Here is a 16952-nt window from a genome sequence, read left to right as displayed (position 1 = left end):
ATGCGAACCCCATTCAAGCACGCACTCTGCACGGTGACTGCATTGGCCATGGCGGCATCCGCCGCGCCCGCCCATGCCCAGGCGACCTATGCCACCGCACAACTGGCCGGCGGCGCCGGCACCAGCACCGCCATCGGCCACTGGCTGATCCAGGACAGCGCGAAGGCGCAGCAAGGCGGCGCCGAAATCTCCTCGAGCGGTTTCCCCACCAAGGGCTGGTACCCGGTCAGCGGGCGCGCCACCGTCATGGCCGGGCTGCTGGAAAACGGCACGTACAAAGACGTGTTCCACAGCGACAACCTGGGTACGGTGCAGGTGCCCGACTCCAGCGGCACCCTGTTCGTGACTCCATGGTGGTATCGCGGCGAATTCGTGCTGCCGGCAAGCGCAAAAGGCTTGCACACCCTGCTGCGCAGCAGCGGCATCATCGCCAGCGCCGATGTGTGGTTGAACGGCCATCTGGTTGCCGACCATGCCGCCGTCGCCGGCGCCTACCCCGTCCACGAAATCGACGTGACGCGGTGGACGCATGCAGGCGACAACACCGTCGCCCTCGACGTACATCCGGCCGACCCGCGAATGGCGCTGACGACGAGCTGGGTGGACTGGAACCCCACGCCGCCGGACAACAACATGGGCCCGTGGCGCGGCGTGGACATCGTGCAGACCGGCCCGGTCGAGCTGCGCTGGCCGCAGGTGATCCCGTCGCTGTCGCCCGATCTCTCGCATGCCGACCTGACCGTGAAGGTGGAAGCGAGGAACCTCGACACGGCGGCGCACGACGCGACGATCACCGGCACCGTGGCGGGCATTGCGCTGCAGCAGACCATCCATCTCGCCCCCGGGCAGATGCAGGTGGTTTCGTTCTCGCCCAAGACGAATGCCGGTCTTGCACTGGACCATCCAAGGATCTGGTGGCCGGTCGGCATGGGCGGACACCCGCTGTACCGGCTCGACATGACTGCAGCAGTCGATGGCGCAACCTCCGACAAGGCCGACGCAACGTTCGGCATACGCAGCGTGCGCTCCAGCCTCACCAAACAGGGCTACCGCCAGTTCTTCGTCAATGGCCAGCCGCTGCTGATCCGCGGCGCGGGCTGGGCGCCGGACATGTTCCTGCGCAGCGATCCGGCGCGCATGGAAGCCGAGTTCCGCTACGTGCTCGATCTGGGCCTCAATACCATCCGCAGCGAAGGCAAGCTGGAGGACCAGCATTTCTACGACCTCGCCGACCGCGACGGCATCCTGATACTCGCGGGCTGGGAGTGCTGCGACAAATGGGAGTCCGCCGCCAAGACCGGCGGCGCGCCCTGGGACGCCGCCGACGAAAAGGTGGCCGAGGACTCGATGGCCAGTGAAGCGCGCCTGCTGCGCAACCATCCCTCGGTGATCGGCTTCCTGATCGGCAGCGACAACGCACCGCCGCCGGCCATCGCGAAGATGTACGTCGATACCCTGCGCGCTGCAGACTGGGCGTTGCCGATCGTCGCTGCCGCCTCCGATCAGGGGACTGCCGAAACCGGCCCTTCCGGCATGAAGATGGCCGGTCCCTACGACTGGATTCCGCCCGCCTACTGGTACGCTGACAAGCTGGGCGGCGCGTTCGGCTTCGCCTCCGAGGTCAGTGCCGGCGCCACCATTCCTCGGCTGGAAGACCTGCAACGCATGTTGTCACCGCAGGAACAGGAAGCGCTGTGGAAATACCCGGAGCTGCGGCAATACCACGCCTCCGCCGCGTGGTCGCCGTTCGCGGTGCTGACGCCGTTCGACAATGCCCTCGCACACCGTTACGGCGCGCCCACCGATCTCGCCGACTACGTCGCCAAGGCCCAGCTCGACAACTACGACAATGTGCGTGCACAGTTCGAGGCATTCAACGCGCACATGGATGCGGCCAATCCGTCCACCGGCGTGATCTACTGGATGCTCAACAACGCCTGGCCCTCGCTGCACTGGCACCTGTACGACTACTACATGAATCCGGCAGGCGCATACTTCGGCGCGAAGAAGGCCAACGAGCCACTGCATATCCAGTATTCCTACGACTCGAACGCCATCGTGCTGGTGAACCATGCACTGGACGATGTGCACGGTCTGCAGGCGGACATCCGCGTGCGCAACCTGGACGGCAGCGTGCGTTACCAGAAGCACCTGCAGGGCATCGACCTTGCCGGCAACCACACGCGGCAACTGGCGACGCTGCCGGCGATGGCAGGTCTGTCGCGCACCTACTTCGTCGAGCTCGGGCTCGCATCGGGCGACGGCAAGCCCGTCAGCCGCAACGTCTATTGGCTTTCCACCCAGGCGGACAAGCTCGACTGGGACCATTCGAACTGGTACCTCACACCGTTGACGCAGTACGCGGATCTCACCGCGCTGAAGTCCCTGCCGGCCGCAACGAGCGAAGTTCGCGCAACGACGCGGCATGACGGCGACGAAGAGGTCACCACGGTCACGCTGTCGGTGCCCGCGTCTTCCGCGGCCGTGGCGCTGTTCCAGCACGTGTCTATCCGGCGCGGCGCGCACGGCGCTCTCGCGCTGCCGGTCGTGTGGAACGACAATGACGTTACGCTGTGGCCCGGCGAATCCGTCGTGCTGACCGCACGCTACGCAGCACAGGGGACCGCAGGCCCGGTCGTCGAAGTGAGCGGCTGGAACGTTCCAACCCGAAGCATCCCGGCTGCTGCGCAGGAAACCACGCATTGAATACGGACAGCACCCCATGTCGCGCGTGACCATCAACGATGTCGCCCGGGCTTCAGGTACCTCGAAGAAAACCGTGTCGCGGGTGCTCAACAACGAGCCGAACGTGCGCGACGCCGTGCGCGAACGCGTGTTGGCCGCCATGGCGGAGCTCAACTACCGTCCGCTCACTTCGGCGCGCAGCCTGGCGACCAACCGCTCTTTCATGATCGGCCTGCTTTACGACAACCTCTCGCCCAGCTACATCATGGAAGTGCAGGCCGGCGTGCTGGAGGCCTGCGAGGCGCAGCACTACAGCATGATGGTGCAGCCGCTGGTCTCGACGTCACCGGACCTGGTGGAGCGCGTCGAGGACATCCTGTCGCGGCACCGGCCCGACGGCCTGATCCTCACGCCGCCCATCACGGACCATCCGCAACTGCTGGACCACCTGCGCAGGCACGACCTGCCGTTTGCCTCGATCGCCCCGCTCCACCCCAAGGACTGCATCGGCGTGATGCTGCGCGAGCGCGAGGCCGCCGCGGCGATGGTGGCGCACCTGGTGGCGCTGGGCCATCGCCGCATCGCGCACATCATCGGCGACCCCAAGCACGGCGGCGGCGTCTGGCGCCTCGCCGGCTTCCGCGACGGCATGCAGCGCGCCGGCCTGAAAGAAAACCCGAAGTACATGGTGCAGGGCGAGTTCTCCTTCGAATCGGGCGTGGCGGCCGCACGTCAACTGCTGGCGCTGAAGCAGCGACCCACCGCCATCTTCGCGGCCGACGACGACATGGCCACCGGCGCGATCTGGGCCGCCGCCGAAGCCGGCGTTTCCGTGCCCGGCGAAATCTCCATCTGCGGCTTCGACGACACCAACATCGCCACCCAGGTATGGCCGCCGCTGACCACCATCCACCAGCCCGTGCGCGAAATGGGCAGACGCGCCACCGAGGAACTGCTGTTGCGCGTGCAGGGCAAGGGCGACGCCACGATGGTCGAGGTCGGCTACGAAATGCGCATCCGCGCCTCGACGGCGCCCGCGCCTTGAACGGCCCGCGTAGCATCCACCGGGTCACCCAAGCCGGGCACCTTGCCGCGGCCGACCGCTTCAGTCAGGCATGGTCAAGCGGAGCATGACGTGAAAGTCGTCGTAGATGATTTGACCCATCCGGAGGTTCATGCCCTTCTTCGGGAACATCTGGCCGGCATGCATGCCCATTCCCCTCCCGAAAACGTGTTTGCGCTGGATCTGTCCAGACTGAAGGTGCCGGAGGTTATGTTCTGGACCGCCTGGGACGAAGCGGAACTTCTGGGTTGCGGCGCCATGAAGGAACTCGATGCCACGCATGGCGAAGTGAAATCCATGCGCACCGCCGCAGGACATTTGCGCAAAGGCGTGGCCCGGAAAATCCTTGATGCCATCCTGGCCGAGGCCGGACGCAGAGGCTATTCAAGGGTGAGCCTGGAAACAGGCTCCACGGCGGCCTTCGTCCCGGCGCATACGCTGTACGCGCAGGCCGGCTTTGTACGCAGCGGGCCATTTGGTGATTATTCTCCCAACGACTTCAGCGTGTTTTTCACAAGAACGATTGGACAGGCCTGACCCTTCCTTCCACCCGGACGGGCCGACACCTATCGGTCGATTCAAGCCATCAAGAGGAAGCCACCGGCATGTCCACCGCACCTGACGCCAGCAAGCCGCCACGGAAGTTCCACTTCATCTCGGGCCTGCCGCGTTCCGGCACCACGCTGCTGGCCGCCATCCTCAACCAGAACCCGCGCTTCCGCGCCGGCATGACCAGCCCGCTGGCCGACATCATGGGCGTGGTGATCGCCGAGGCGAGCAGCAAGAACGATTTCTCGTTCGACGTTTCCGACGAGCAGCGCGTGGCGCTGCAGCGCGGGCTGGTGGAGAACTTCTATTCCGTGCAGGCGGACGCCGGCGTGGTGTTCGACACCAGTCGTCTGTGGTGCAGCCGCATGCAGTTGCTCGATACCTTGTTCCCCGGCGTGAAGGTGATCGCCTGCGTGCGCCAGCTGGCATGGGTGCTGGACAGCATGGAACGGCTGGTGCGCAGGCAGCCGGTCAGCGTCAGCAAGGTGTTCCGCTTCGACACCAACACCACCGTCTATTCGCGCATCGAGGCGCTGACCGACCCGCGCGGCATGGTGGGCTTCGCCTATCAGGCCACCAAGGACGCCTTCTACGGCCAGCACGCGCAGGATCATCTGCTGCTGCTGACCTACGAAAACCTTGTACGCGACCCGGCCACGGCGATGCGCGCGATCTACCGCTTCCTCGACGAACCCTGGTTCGAACACGATTTCGACAACGTCGAATACCACGCGGACGAGTTCGATGCCCGCGTGGGCATGCCCGGCCTGCACACCGTGCGCCGCAAAGTGGAGGCGGTCGAACACCAGCCCATCCTGCCGCGCGAAATCTTCGGCCGCTTCGCGAACGAGGCGTTCTGGATGGATCCGAAGAACAACGTCAACCAGGTGCCCATCGTGTAGGGGGCTGTTCGCGGCTTTGAATCCGCCTGCTTCCATTTGCGGGGAGATGTTTTGCGTTGTCGCAAGTGACAGAGCGGTTTCGGTCGCCTGCCGGCGCCCGGGCTAGTTCTCTTTGCTGGCCCACGCCACCGCAGGAGCGGTGGCGAACAGCGGAGCTGGCCCGAAGGGCGGAGGGCAGGATGCCCGGAGTAAGGAGAAGTAGCCCAGAGAAACGGCCTGGTTCAATCCGCCGGAATTACAAGCAGGCTGTATCGAGGAGTTGGGAACTACTCCCGCCTACGCGATTGGCGGGACGGCCACACCGCGCCGTATCCGGAAACCGAGGGCGGGAGCCTGCGGCACTTCGCTCTGCATTTCTTGCTCGTCATTCCGGCGCAGGCCGGAGGAGCTCTACAACAGCGAAGCTGGTCATCCAGCGACCAGGAGCCAGACCTGCTGTCTTGGCCTGCACGCAAACAGCTATCGGTGCCGGTTATGCGTGGCATGTGAACAGGCTCCATGGCATGCCATTGCCACGAAAAACAAAGGCCGCTTGCGCGGCCTTTGTCGTATCCGGAACCGCACCACCCGCATCGCGGGCGGCGTGGTGGCAGCGCTTAGAGCGCAGCGTCCTTCAGCTTCTTCAGCGGGCGCACCTTCACCTTCACGGTGGCCGGCTTGGCGGCGAACACCTGTTCCTGCTTGGTGAAGGGGTTGATGCCGGTGCGCTTCGGCTTGGCCGGCACCTTCACCGCGTTGACCTTGAACAGGCCCGGCAGGGTGAACTGGCCGACGCCCTTCTTGTGCAGCGAGCCGAGCACGACGTGCTCCAGCGAGGCGAGCACGGCCTTGACGTGCTTGGCTTCGACGCCAGCGTGCTGGGCGATGTGGGCGATCAGGCCGGACTTGCTCAGCGAATCGCTGATCGGCTTGACGGCGGCGGGAGCCTTCGGCGCCGGCTTGGCGGCCTTGGCGGGGGCTTTCTTGGCAGTGGTCTTGGTAGCCATGGGCATCCATCTATGGTGATTGGGGCACCGCCTCCAACGAGGCGACGGCCATTCGGCCTGCACAATCTACGCGAAATTTAGGTGTTTGGTGTAGTTGCGGCGCATCAGAGTTTGTTTGCCGCCTCTGCATGACCCGCGCCGGCAGCTGTTTGCGCGCAGGACAAGGAAGAACGAAGGAGTGGACGTCCGTCCACGATTGAGTGATGACGCCGGCATGCGGGCAAACAGACCCGGCCCTTCGGATTGCCTTGCCGTGGCCGCCATGCGGCAGCGCGCGGCTTGGCCTGCCAGCCAGTCAGGCGCTGGCCATGCACCACCACCTGACGGCCACGGCAAGGCAACGCAGGCCATGCAGAGACGGTAAGCAGGCTCTTGTTTACAGGTCGCGCACTATGCGGAAACCGATGCGCCCGCTGCGCAGGCCGGCGTCGGCAGCTTGCCGCCATTCCGAGCGCGCCTGGTCGGGCGAGCTTCCCCACGATCCGCCACGAAGCACGCGCACGCTGCAGCCGGGGTTGAGCCATGCGCCGCCATCGAGGGGCGCGCGGATGTAGTTGTCGTGCCAGCAGTCGGCCGTCCATTCGGAAACGTTGCCGCCCATGTCGTACAGGCCGAACGGATTGGGCGCGAAACTCATCACCGGCGCCGGCCCCCAGTAGCCGTCGCCGTAGTCGCGGAACGCGTTGTTCCAGCGCCGGCCGCTGGGCGAGCGGTCGCGCGAACCGGTGAGGTTCTCCAGCTTGCCCTTGGGCGTGCCGTCGCCCCACCAGTAGCGCGTGGTGGTGCCGCCGCGCAGCGCATAGGCGAATTCGGCTTCGCTGGGCAGGTGGTAGGTCTTGCCGGTGCGCTTGCTCAGCCAGTCGGCGTAGGCCTTGGCATCGCCCCAGGAGATGTTGACCACCGGCAGGTTGTCGGCCGCCTTGTTGCCAGCGTAGTCGTCCTGCCAGTTGGCGTTGCTGTCGTCGTGCATGGTGCCGCTGCGTTCGTCGTACACGCTGGCGCCACCGCGCTTCACCGAGTCCGGCACGTAACCGCTCAACCTGACGAATTCGCGGTACTGGCCTACGGTGATCGCGCTGCGCGACATCGCGAAGCCCTGGGCGATGTTGACCTTGTGCTGCGGCTGTTCCGCCGCGCCGCCATCGCTGGTCGCCCCCATCAGGAAGCTGCCGGTGGGGACCACCACCATCGCCGGCGACTGCCCCGTCACGTCGACGTAGCGGTCGCTGAACACCTGGCCCGGTTTGTGGTTGTCGTAGAGCTGCGCGTTGAGCAGTTGCTGGTCGAACGCGGCGAGGTCGGCCAGTTGCGGGCTCACTGCACGCGCTTGTGCGGCAAGCTGCGCCGCCATCGGGAGGTTGCCTGCATCCAGCGCGGAGCGCGCCTGGTCCAGTACGGCACGCGCACGCGACGTGCGCATGTCGTCCACGCGCTGGCGCACGTCGTGCAGTTGCTGCGAACCGGGATGGATCAGCTGTGCCTCGGCCAGCACCTTGTCGGCGCTGGTGAAGTCGTTCTGCGCCACCGCGGCCAGCGCGCGATCCAGCACGGCGTGCTGCACGTCGAGGACGCCCTGCTCCGCCACCGCATTCTGCGGATCGAGCCGCTGCACCTGCCGGTAGATGTCCAGCGCGCTGCGACCGACCGGCTGGTCCGCCTTGCCCTGTTGCAGCAAGCCCGCCGCCTTCGCCAGCAGCGGACGCACTTCGGTGAGCGTCTTGAGCGCAGCCGCGAGACGCGACGCGTCGTCCATGCTGTCGGGCAATTGCTGCAGCGTCGCCAATCCGTCGCCCGCATCCTCGGCATTGCCCAGCGCGATGTCGCGCTCGATCTGCGCCACCAGCCGCGAGCGCACCTCGATCACGCCCTGCGCGGCGCGGCGACTGTCGGGCTTGTCCTTCGCCGCCTGCAGGAAGAGCGCGGCAGCGCTGTCCGGGTCGCCCATCAGATGGCCGGCGGCAAGCGCCTTGTCGGCGCGATTCAGCAATGCGCGCACCTGCGGCGTATCGGCCGTCAACTGCCTTGGCAACTTCGTGTGCTCGTGCTTCAGCCGCGCAGCGATCACCTCGGTAGGCGCGAGAGTGATCGGCGGTCCGGCGTTCAACTGGTCGTCGGCCAGCTCGTCCACCGCCGCGGTGTGCCCGGGCAGCACCGGCAGCATCGGCACGACCTTTCGCACGACCTCGACCGGCTCGGCGTGGAACAGACCCGGAAAGAAGTGGTACCCCAGCCCGAAAGCCAACACGAATATGCCGAACACGCCGCCCAGCGTACGTTGGCGTTGCAGCATGCTGTTGCTCGGCATGTTTAGGCGTTCCCGGATCGGCCTGCTATCGTCGTCCGCCCACCTTATGCCACGACCGATGGCGGGGCAATCCGCGCCCTGCGATTTCGAGGAAAACATGTCCCTGCCCAATGCCACCGCCGACTGGATCGCCGACCGCGCCACGCTGCAAGCCTGGCTGGACGACGTGCCGACGGAGGCGGTGGTCGGCCTGGACACCGAATTCATGCGTCGCGACAGCTTCCATCCGCAGCTGGCCCTGTTGCAGTTGGGTTGCCGTGGTCGCCACGCCCTGGTCGATCCACTAGCCTTCGCGATCGACGATGCGCTGCGGCCCAGGCTGGGCAACGGCGACGCCGTGACCGTGATGCACAGCGCCGGCGAGGACCTGGAGACGCTGGCGCCGATGCTGCCCGACGGTCCGCGCGTGCTGTTTGACACCCAGATCGCCGCCGCCTTCGTCGGCATGGGGCTGGGCATCAGCTACCGCGCGCTGGTCGCGGAACTCTGCGGCGACGAACTGGACAAGGGCGAGACGCGCTCGGACTGGATGCAGCGCCCGCTCACCGCCTCGCAGCGCAGCTATGCCACGCTGGACGTGGTGTACCTCGAATCCATCCATGCCCAGCTCGCCGAACGACTGCGCCAGCGCGAACGCAGCGACTGGTTCGCCGAGGACTGCGAACGCCTGAAGCGCCGCGCCAGCCACCGTGACGGCGACCCGCAACCGCAGCGGGCATTGCGCGGCGCGGCCGAGTGGTCGCCGGAACAGCAGACCCTGTTGCGCCGGGTCCTGCTGTGGCGCGACCGCAGCGCACGCACGCTGGACCGCCCGCGACCGTGGCTGCTCGACGATGCGCTTGCCATGAGCCTCGCCCAGCAACCACCCGCCAGCCTCGCCGAACTCGAACAGCGCGGACGCGGCCAGCGCGCCCTGCGCAGCGCCCAGCGCAGCGAACTGTTCGCCTTGCTCCGCGAACCGCTCGAAGCGGAAGAAGTCGCCACCACCCAGCCGATACCCGCCCATCCGCAAGGCGAAGCGAAGAAGGCGCTGGGTGCGATGAAGACCCTGGTCGACGAACGCGCCGCCGAACTCGAGCTGCCTGCAGGACTGCTCTGTCCGCGCAAGGTGCTGGAGGAATACGTGGTCACCGCCGAATGGCCGGACTTCCTCGACGGCTGGCGCGGCCAGGTACTGCGCGAACGCCTGCCCGCCCTGCTGCCCGGTTGAGCGGGCCGCGAGGCTTGCCCGCCCCAATCCGAGTGGCTATTATTCGCCTTCCCTTTCGGGGCCATAGCTCAGCTGGGAGAGCGCGTCGTTCGCAATGACGAGGTCGGGAGTTCGATCCTCCCTGGCTCCACCAAGAAACAAAAATGCCGCCTCCGGGCGGCATTTTTTATGACGCTGGGCCCAGCCTAGTTCGCGCCGCCTGCCGCACCGGCCGGCGCGTCGTCGGACACATCGTCCAGGAAGGCCGCGGCCGGGATGAAGAACAGCGAGCCGGTCACCGCCCTGCTCACGTCGAGCAACCGGTCGTAATTGCCGGGAGGAAGGCCCACGAACATGTTCTCGAGCATGCGCTCGATGCGAGTCGGCGAGCGCGCGTAGCCGATGAAATACGTGCCGAACTCGCCCTTGCCGATCTCGCCGAACGGCATGTTCGCCCGCACGATCTGCAGCTGCTGTCCGTTCTCTTCGATGTTGGTCAGCACATTGTGCGCATAGCGCTGCTTGGCATGCTCCGGCAGCTCGATGTCGGACAGCTTCTTGCGGCCTATCACGCCCTCCTGGTACTCGACCGGCAATGCGTTCCAGGCTTGCATGTCGTGCAGGTACTTCTGCGTGATCACGTAGCAGCCGCCTGCAAAGCCCGGATCCTCGTCGCCGATGATTGTTGCGTCCACGGCCGCCTGGTCGACCGGATTCTCCGTGCCGTCGACAAAGCCCAGCAGGTCGCGTTCGTCGAAATACTTGAAGCCGTGCACCTCGTCGACCACGGTCGCGGCGCCGCCGATCCGATCCATGATGGCGCTGGCCATCTCGAAGCACTGATCCATCCGGTTGGCGCGGATATGGAACAGCAGGTCGCCCGGCGTGGAAACGGCGTGGTGGACCCCGCGGATCTCGCGGAACGGATGCAGTTCCGCAGGCCTGGGCTTTCCGAACAGCCGATCCCAGGCCTCCGAGCCGAACCCCATGATGCACGACAGGCACCCTTCCTGGGCGCGAAACCCGACCGCACGCAACAGCGAGGACAGGTCGGCGCAGAGTCCTTTGACCGCCGCGTCATGCTCAGCCCCCGCCTTCAGGGTCATCACCAGGAAAATGGCGGACTGCGTGAGCTTGCCGGTCACGGGCTGGGAATTGGCGTAGCGCACGTCGATGGTCCTTGGGGTGTGTTGGAAACGAGGCCGCGAACCGGCCATGAGATCCGGTGCCGTTCAATGCATCTTGCCAGGAAGCCCGATTCTGCCCGCCATCCCGGCGCATGCCGGACCTCGCGAGTACACCCGGAAGGTGGTCTAGCGAGCAGCAGGCGCGAATCATGCAGCACCGTCAAACGGTTGAACACAGCGACCCTGGAAGGCCCGTTTCGCCGCTGCAGGCGCCTCCTGCTTGCGCAACCGTGACGGACTGCAGGCAGGTTGTTCGGGGCAACCCAGGCGCACTTTCCCCCTCCCCTTCTCCGACAGAGCCTCACTCGCGGCGAAGGTCGATGAACCGCCTCTCCTCCAGGATGCGAATTCGCACCCGAGAGGCCTTCGCTTGCCTGTCCGGAGTCCCTGCTACGCAAAGATGCATGCAACGTCATCCGCATCAAGCGCGCGCCACCCGCCCGGAGCCAGTTCACCCAACGCGAGCGCTCCGACGGCCACGCGCTGGAGGGTTTCGACATGGTTGCCGGTGGCGGCGAACATGCGGCGCACCTGATGGTAGCGACCTTCGGTGACGGTAAGACGGGCGTGGCGCGGGCTGAGCGTTTCCAGCCTGGCAGGCGCGAGCGGCGTGGTTTCGGATTCCAGCAGCAATGTGCCGCTGGCGAACAGCGCCGCTTCGTTACCGCGCAGATCCTGCGCCAACGTGGCTTCGTAGACCTTGGTCACCTCGGCCTTGGGCGAGATGATCCGATGCAGCAGCGCGCCGTCGTCGGTGAACAGCAGCAGGCCCGAGGTATCGCGGTCGAGGCGGCCCACGGTGGAGAGCGTGGGCTCGCGAATACGGTAACGCGGCGGCAACAGGTCGTAGACCACCCGGCCGGGATCCTTGCGCGAGCAGGTGACGCCCAGCGGCTTGTGCATCATCAGCACCAGGCCTGGCGGCGGATCGAGCGGCTCGCCGTCGATGTGGATCTGCGCGTGCTCCACCTTGTCGTCGGCGTACAGCACCTCGCCAGCGGCGTCGGTGATGCGGCCCTCGCGGAACATCCACGCCACGTCCTTGCGGCTGCCGTAACCGAGATTGGCGATCAGCTTGACCAGTTTCATGCGCGCAGGCTCCTCGCCTCGATCACCTTGAAGCCGTCCTGCAGCGCGAGCTGCCGCACATCGGCGAAGCGTGCGGCGAGCAAGGCCTCGTAAGGCAGGTGGCGGTTCGCCACGATCAGCAGGCGCCCCGACTCCACCAGCGCGTCGGCGGCGCTGGTGATGAAGGCGCGGCCGAGTTCCGGCAGGTCGGCGCGGCCGAGATGGAACGGCGGATTGCTGACGATGGCGTCGTAGCGGCGCGGCAGGCCGCGCGTGACGTCGTGCCCGTGCACGCTCACCGGCAGCTCGCGACCGACCATGCGCAACGCGTTTGCCACGTTGCGGCGGGCGGGTTCCAGCGCCCGCGCTTCCGCTTCGTACAAGTCCAGTGCGGTGATGCGCGGGCAACGCGCGATCAGCTGCGTGGCGAGGTAACCGTAGCCCGCGCCGAGGTCGGCCACGCGGCCGTGCAGGTCGCCGGGGAAATGCGCGGCGAGCAAGGCGGAAGCGCGATCCACGCGATCCCATGCGAACAGGCCGGGGCGGCTCCACCAGCCGTCGGCGGTTTCGCGCGGCGCGTCCAGCGCGCGCCATTCGTCCTGCAGGAGTCGGTCGACGGCCTGCGGCTCCGGCGTGCTCCAGAACACACGGCAATGATGCTTGGACAGATTGCCCACCGCGCCCACGAGCTTGGCCAGGTCCGCCTCGCCGGACTTCGCGCCTTCGGCCTTGGCCATGCTGGCCACCAGCGTCCCGCCAGGCGCGAGATGGTCCAGCGCATGGGCGAACAGGGCGCGCGCCTCGTCGCGCTGGCGCGGCGGCAGCAGCAGCACGAGCGGGAAGGTTTCGCCCTCGGCCGGCTCGCCCACGCGCAGGCCGCAACGCGCCAGTTCGTCGGCAAACGGCAGGAAGCTCTGTTCGCACAGCCAGCCGGGCTGCGCCAGTTCGCGCAGTTGCACGCCCGCACGGGCGCGCAGGAACAGCGCTTGGCCATCGGTCGGCAACCGCAGCACGCCGGTGTCGAAGGGCACGCACAGGGCGGCCAGCGCCGCTTCGGGCGCGGCCGCGGAAAAACCGCCAGCACTCACAGCAGATCCGGATCGGGGAGTCGCTGCGTATTGTAGGCGGTGAGCGCGACTCTCAGGCAGCGCCGTGCTGACTCACCGCATCCATCACGCGTGCCGAGTACACCAGCGCGGCGCCGGCGTTCATCGCCACGGCTACACCCAATGCTTCGGCGATCTCCTCGCGCGAAGCGCCGTGCTTCAGCGCCTCGCCGGTATGCACGGTGATGCAGCCGTCGCAACGGGTGGTGACGGCCACCGCCAGCGAGATCAGTTCGCGCGTCTTGGCGTCCAGATGGCCGGTTTCGGCGCCCGCCCTGGACAAGGTCTGGTAGCCGGCGAGCGTGCCGGGGCTCAGTTTGCCGATCTCGCCGATGCGCCCCAGCAGTTCTTTGCGGTATGCGAGCCAATCAAGCATGACGTGCCTCCTCTCCCGAGCCATGGAACGGGCGACAGTGTCGCCGAGGAAGCGTTAATGACCCGTGCTGGTACCCGCCGCCTGCGCCGGCATTTCCTCGACCATCTGTGCCGCCAGCGGCTGGTAGCCACCCTCGAAATGGTGGTCGCCGTTCTTGGCGTGCACCGTCACCCAGGCGGGCAGGCCGGGGTCGGTGCACAGGGCGTCGTCGGCCTCGTCCCTGCCGTAGTAGCAGACCACCGGGAACTGGTCCTTGAGCGCGACCAGCGGCGGCAGCGCATCGTAGTGCTCCACCTTGTTGAATTTCTCCAGCACGGTCTTCACGAAGGCCTTGAAGCGCCCCTGCGTGATCATGTAGCCCTCGAACTGGATCTCGAAGCTGGTGTCGTGGCTGGGCGAGAGCAGCACCAACTGGGTGATGCGCGCGCGATTGGCCGGACTGAGCTTGTCGATGAGGGTGGGCAGCACGTCGGCGCCGAAGGAGAAGCCCACCAGCCACACGCGGCGCTTGTGCCACTGGGTCAGGTACTTGGTCATCAGCGCGTCGAGCTCGGCGGCAGCCTGGTCCGGATCGCGGTTGCGCCAGAAATACTTGAACCCGTTGATGCCCAGCACCGGGATGCCATCCGCCACGAAAGCGCCGCCGAGCTGCTTGTCGAGATCGGCCCAGCCGCCGTCGCCGGAATACAGGATGGTGAGCACATCGCCCTTGCCCGCCGGCGCCTGCACGCCGGCCGCCGGCGTGAGCACGATGGTGGAATCCTCCAGGCTGGGCTTGGAGAACGGTGTCCACACCAGCAGCGCCAGTCCCAGCACACACGCACCCACGCCTGACCACATGATCCACTTGCCTCTCTTGCTGCCACTTTGGGACTTGCTCATCGACGCACGACCCCGGTGATGCCGCCGGAAATGAGGCTGGCCACGTTGGTAAGAATCACCGGCAGCGCGATGCCGCCGGGCACGGCCATGTAGCGCGGCTCCCACTCGGGGTCGAACTTGTCCTTGTAGCGCTGCAGGCCCTGGAAATTGTAGAAGCGTTCGCCACGCCCGAACACCAGCGCGCCGAAACGGTTCCACAACGGCGCCTGGCGACGGCTGGTGAGACCGGCCAGCGGCGCCATGCCGAGGTTGAACCAGCGGTAGCCGTGCTGCTTCGCCCACTGCATCAGTTCGATGAACAGGAAATCCATGATGCCGGACGGGCCTTCGGGCACGAAGCGCATCAGGTCCAGCGAGGCCTCCTCGCGCGTCTCGGTGAGGAACAGGTTGGCGAAGGCCAGCAAGGTTTCGCCCTGCCATATCAGCGCCATCGGCGTGCGCACCAGATAGCGCGGATCGAACGAACCCAGCGAGAAGCGCTTTTCGCGTGCGTTCTTGTCGCCCAGCCAGGCGTCGGAAATCTGCTTCAGCCGCGGCAGCAGCGGCGCCACCGCGTCCGCCGGCACGATCTCCAGCCGCAGGCCGTCGCGGCTGAGCTTGTTGACCGTGCCGCGCAGGGTCTTCTTCGACTTGCCGTCGAGGTTGAAGTCCTCCAGCCGCACGCGCGCTTCCTCGCCGATCTTCAGCAGGTTCATGCCCACTTCGAGATACATGTCCAGGTCGGCCGGGCTGACCTGGTAGAACACCGGCCAGCCGCCCGCGCGCTCGCATTGCTCCATGAAACTCCACACCAGCTCGCGCCGCGCATCCTCGTCCTCACCCACCGGATCGCCCATGGTCACCCAGCTGCGCCCACCGGTGTCGTACATCAGGAAGGCCTTGCCGTCGGCATCGAACAGCAGGTGCTTGTCGCCCATCAACGCCAGGTGCGCCTGGGCGGAATGGAAGTTGCGGATCAGCGGCAGCGCGCGCTCCAGCTCCGCCTCGCTGGGCGGATCGCGGCGCAGGCGTTGCGGCTTGATGAGCGTCGCCAGCGCGAACAGCAGGCCCGCCGCCGCCGCACCCACCAGCGCACGCAGTGCGCGCGATGCACCCTGGTGAAAGCTGAATTCCCACCACAGGCTGTTGCTGTACTCCACGTGCTTGTAGCTGAACATCACCAGCCAGGTCGCGCAGCCGAACACCGCGAGGATCGCCACGATCCAGCCCACCGAGAAGCTGGCACTGAGCAGGGACGCGCGCCGGTAGAACAGACGGTGCGCCGGCCCCAACGCCATCGCCAGCAGGGCCAGCAGTGAGGCTTCCTCGTAGTCGATGCCCTTGAGCAGCGAGAACACCGCGCCCACCACCAGCAGCACCAGGGTCGCCCAGTAGGCCACGTCCAGCCGCCGCTGCAGGCCGCGCGCGAGGATCAGCAGCAGCATGCCGATCACGCTGGCCATGAAGTGCGAAACCTCCAGCACCGACAGCGGCAGCACGTCGCGCAGGACTTCCATGCGCTCCGGCAACGCCCGCGTGGCACCGGAGAACAGCAACACCGCGCCCGACACCAGGGTCAGCCCGGCGAAGAACGAAGGCAGCAGACCGGTGAACCACGGCGACCACAGCGACTGCCGCCGAAGACCGCGCGCCTCGCGCTGCAGCACCAGCATGGTCGCCGCGCACAACGGCATCAGGTAGTAGACGACGCGGAACATCACCAGCGCGCCGAGAATGGGTGCGGCCAGGTGCTTGTCGTTGGTGACATGGAAGCAGGCCAGCATCATCGTCTCGAACACGCCGAGGCCGCCCGGCACGTGGCTGATCAGGCCCGCGATCTGCGCGATCACGAAGATCGCCAGGAAATGCCCGAAGCTGGCGTGCAGGCTGTCCGGCATCAGCACGTACATCACCGCCGCCGCCAGCCACCAGTCCAGCGCACCCACCAATACCTGGCGCAAGGCCGACAGCGGCCGCGGCAGCAGCACGCGCCAGCGCCACAGTTTGATCGGCTTGCGGATGAAGCCGCCGAAGATCCATGCCAGCGGTACCGCGGCAAGCGCGACGGCCAGCGGGATCCGCCAGCGGCTCATGTGGATCTGCCACTCGCCGATCTGCACCAGCGCGGGCAGCGGCTCCACCAGCAGGGTCACGCCGGTCAACGCCAGCAGGCCCAACCAGAAGCTCAGCGTGCAATACAGCACCAGCTTGGCGATCTCGGCGGTGGAAAGGCCGTTCTGCAGGTAGAAGCGGTAGCGGATCGAACCCGACACCAGGAACGACATGCCCACCGCATTGCTGAAGGCATAGCTGATGAAGGAGATCAGGGTGACCCGCTGCCACGGCATCGACCGGCCGATCGACTTGAGGCCGAAGCGGTCGTACAGCGACATCACGCCGAAACCCAGCATGGTCAGCACGATCGCCAGCAGCAGCCGCGTACGCGACACGCTGGCGACGTACTCGCGGATTTCCTGGTAGGTGACGTGGCGTGCGAACTGGCGCAGTCCCCATAGCGCCAGCACCAGCAGGCCTACCGACATCAACGGCCCGGCCACGCGGCGCAGCACCGCCACCCGCGGGCTGATCGGGTTCAAGGCATCATCCGCGCGCGGCACCTGCTCGACTTTTTCCTGCTGCTCCACGCGACGCTCGTTTTCCCTGGGGACACCCGA

At 66.6% G+C, this 16952-nt stretch carries 13 protein-coding genes and 1 tRNA gene; 6 read left to right on the top strand and 8 right to left on the bottom strand.

The features are described 5' to 3' along the window. The 4 genes from IHE49_RS03025 to IHE49_RS03010 all read left to right on the top strand — a co-directional run bounded on the left by IHE49_RS03025 (nucleotide 1) and on the right by IHE49_RS03010 (nucleotide 5199). Nucleotides 1-2706 carry a glycoside hydrolase family 2 gene (locus tag IHE49_RS03025; RefSeq protein WP_192154770.1) on the top strand — a complete coding sequence of 902 codons (2706 nt, stop codon included), beginning with the start codon at nucleotides 1-3 and terminating at the stop codon, nucleotides 2704-2706. A 16-nt stretch (nucleotides 2707-2722) separates the two neighbouring features. Next, a complete protein-coding gene (locus tag IHE49_RS03020) occupies nucleotides 2723-3730 on the top strand; it encodes a LacI family DNA-binding transcriptional regulator (protein ID WP_192154768.1) in 1008 nt (335 codons plus the stop codon). 90 nt (nucleotides 3731-3820) lie between these two features. Further along, nucleotides 3821-4285 (top strand): GNAT family N-acetyltransferase, encoded by a 465-nt coding sequence (locus IHE49_RS03015; RefSeq protein ID WP_192154766.1) that lies wholly within the window; start codon nucleotides 3821-3823, stop codon nucleotides 4283-4285. 68 nt (nucleotides 4286-4353) lie between these two features. Then, nucleotides 4354-5199, top strand: a complete 846-nt coding sequence (locus IHE49_RS03010) for a sulfotransferase (protein WP_192154764.1) — start codon at nucleotides 4354-4356, stop codon at nucleotides 5197-5199. Nucleotides 5200-5795: 596 nt separating this feature from the next. Here IHE49_RS03010 and IHE49_RS03005 read toward each other — a convergent pair. Then, the gene (locus tag IHE49_RS03005) at nucleotides 5796-6191 is read right to left on the bottom strand and encodes an HU family DNA-binding protein (protein WP_192154762.1); all 396 of its coding nucleotides are present in this window, start codon (nucleotides 6189-6191) and stop codon (nucleotides 5796-5798) included. Between the two features lie 370 nt (nucleotides 6192-6561). Next, entirely contained in the window at nucleotides 6562-8490 is a 1929-nt protein-coding gene (locus IHE49_RS03000; RefSeq protein WP_192154760.1) for a formylglycine-generating enzyme family protein, read from the bottom strand. A 97-nt stretch (nucleotides 8491-8587) separates the two neighbouring features. On the opposite strand from IHE49_RS03000, the gene IHE49_RS02995 reads away from it, so the two are divergent. Both IHE49_RS02995 and IHE49_RS02990 read left to right on the top strand, forming a co-directional pair. Continuing rightward, nucleotides 8588-9700 carry an HRDC domain-containing protein gene (locus tag IHE49_RS02995; protein ID WP_192154755.1) on the top strand — a complete coding sequence of 371 codons (1113 nt, stop codon included), beginning with the start codon at nucleotides 8588-8590 and terminating at the stop codon, nucleotides 9698-9700. A 57-nt stretch (nucleotides 9701-9757) separates the two neighbouring features. Beyond that, nucleotides 9758-9833: transfer RNA gene (locus tag IHE49_RS02990), tRNA-Ala, on the top strand. A gap of 52 nt (nucleotides 9834-9885) precedes the next feature. Here the strand turns inward: IHE49_RS02990 and IHE49_RS02985 are convergent. The 6 genes from IHE49_RS02985 to mprF form a co-directional block, all read right to left on the bottom strand. Further along, a complete protein-coding gene (locus IHE49_RS02985; protein ID WP_343227529.1) occupies nucleotides 9886-10848 on the bottom strand; it encodes a Dyp-type peroxidase in 963 nt (320 codons plus the stop codon). A 408-nt stretch (nucleotides 10849-11256) separates the two neighbouring features. Then, complete coding sequence (locus IHE49_RS02980; protein WP_192154752.1) at nucleotides 11257-11955, bottom strand: 16S rRNA pseudouridine(516) synthase; 699 nt, start codon at nucleotides 11953-11955, stop codon at nucleotides 11257-11259. Beyond that, nucleotides 11952-13022 carry a methyltransferase gene (locus IHE49_RS02975; protein ID WP_192154751.1) on the bottom strand — a complete coding sequence of 357 codons (1071 nt, stop codon included), beginning with the start codon at nucleotides 13020-13022 and terminating at the stop codon, nucleotides 11952-11954. Before IHE49_RS02975 ends, IHE49_RS02980 begins: the two co-directional genes overlap by 4 nt. 52 nt (nucleotides 13023-13074) lie before the next feature. After that, complete coding sequence (locus tag IHE49_RS02970) at nucleotides 13075-13416, bottom strand: carboxymuconolactone decarboxylase family protein (RefSeq protein WP_192154749.1); 342 nt, start codon at nucleotides 13414-13416, stop codon at nucleotides 13075-13077. Between the two features lie 54 nt (nucleotides 13417-13470). After that, on the bottom strand, nucleotides 13471-14298 hold the full coding sequence (locus IHE49_RS02965; RefSeq protein ID WP_192154747.1) for an AcvB/VirJ family lysyl-phosphatidylglycerol hydrolase: 828 nt from the start codon (nucleotides 14296-14298) through the stop codon (nucleotides 13471-13473). Continuing rightward, on the bottom strand, nucleotides 14295-16922 hold the full coding sequence (gene mprF, locus IHE49_RS02960) for a bifunctional lysylphosphatidylglycerol flippase/synthetase MprF (RefSeq protein ID WP_343227528.1): 2628 nt from the start codon (nucleotides 16920-16922) through the stop codon (nucleotides 14295-14297). The genes IHE49_RS02965 and mprF overlap by 4 nt, the downstream gene beginning before the upstream one ends. Between the last annotated feature and the right edge of the window lie 30 nt (nucleotides 16923-16952).

This window comes from Rhodanobacter sp. 7MK24 (genome assembly GCF_014842995.1).
Classification (GTDB): domain Bacteria; phylum Pseudomonadota; class Gammaproteobacteria; order Xanthomonadales; family Rhodanobacteraceae; genus Rhodanobacter_A.
This window is presented reverse-complemented; position numbering and strand designations above follow the sequence as displayed.

Coding starts and splice junctions, on each gene's coding strand:
- IHE49_RS03025 (WP_192154770.1), top strand. CDS start 1: ATGCGAACCCCATTCAAGCACGCACTCTGCACGGTGACTGCATTGGCC.
- IHE49_RS03020 (WP_192154768.1), top strand. CDS start 2,723: ATGTCGCGCGTGACCATCAACGATGTCGCCCGGGCTTCAGGTACCTCG.
- IHE49_RS03010 (WP_192154764.1), top strand. CDS start 4,354: ATGTCCACCGCACCTGACGCCAGCAAGCCGCCACGGAAGTTCCACTTC.
- IHE49_RS03005 (WP_192154762.1), bottom strand. CDS start 6,191: ATGCCCATGGCTACCAAGACCACTGCCAAGAAAGCCCCCGCCAAGGCC.
- IHE49_RS03000 (WP_192154760.1), bottom strand. CDS start 8,490: ATGCCGAGCAACAGCATGCTGCAACGCCAACGTACGCTGGGCGGCGTG.
- IHE49_RS02995 (WP_192154755.1), top strand. CDS start 8,588: ATGTCCCTGCCCAATGCCACCGCCGACTGGATCGCCGACCGCGCCACG.
- IHE49_RS02980 (WP_192154752.1), bottom strand. CDS start 11,955: ATGAAACTGGTCAAGCTGATCGCCAATCTCGGTTACGGCAGCCGCAAG.
- IHE49_RS02970 (WP_192154749.1), bottom strand. CDS start 13,416: ATGCTTGATTGGCTCGCATACCGCAAAGAACTGCTGGGGCGCATCGGC.
- IHE49_RS02965 (WP_192154747.1), bottom strand. CDS start 14,298: ATGAGCAAGTCCCAAAGTGGCAGCAAGAGAGGCAAGTGGATCATGTGG.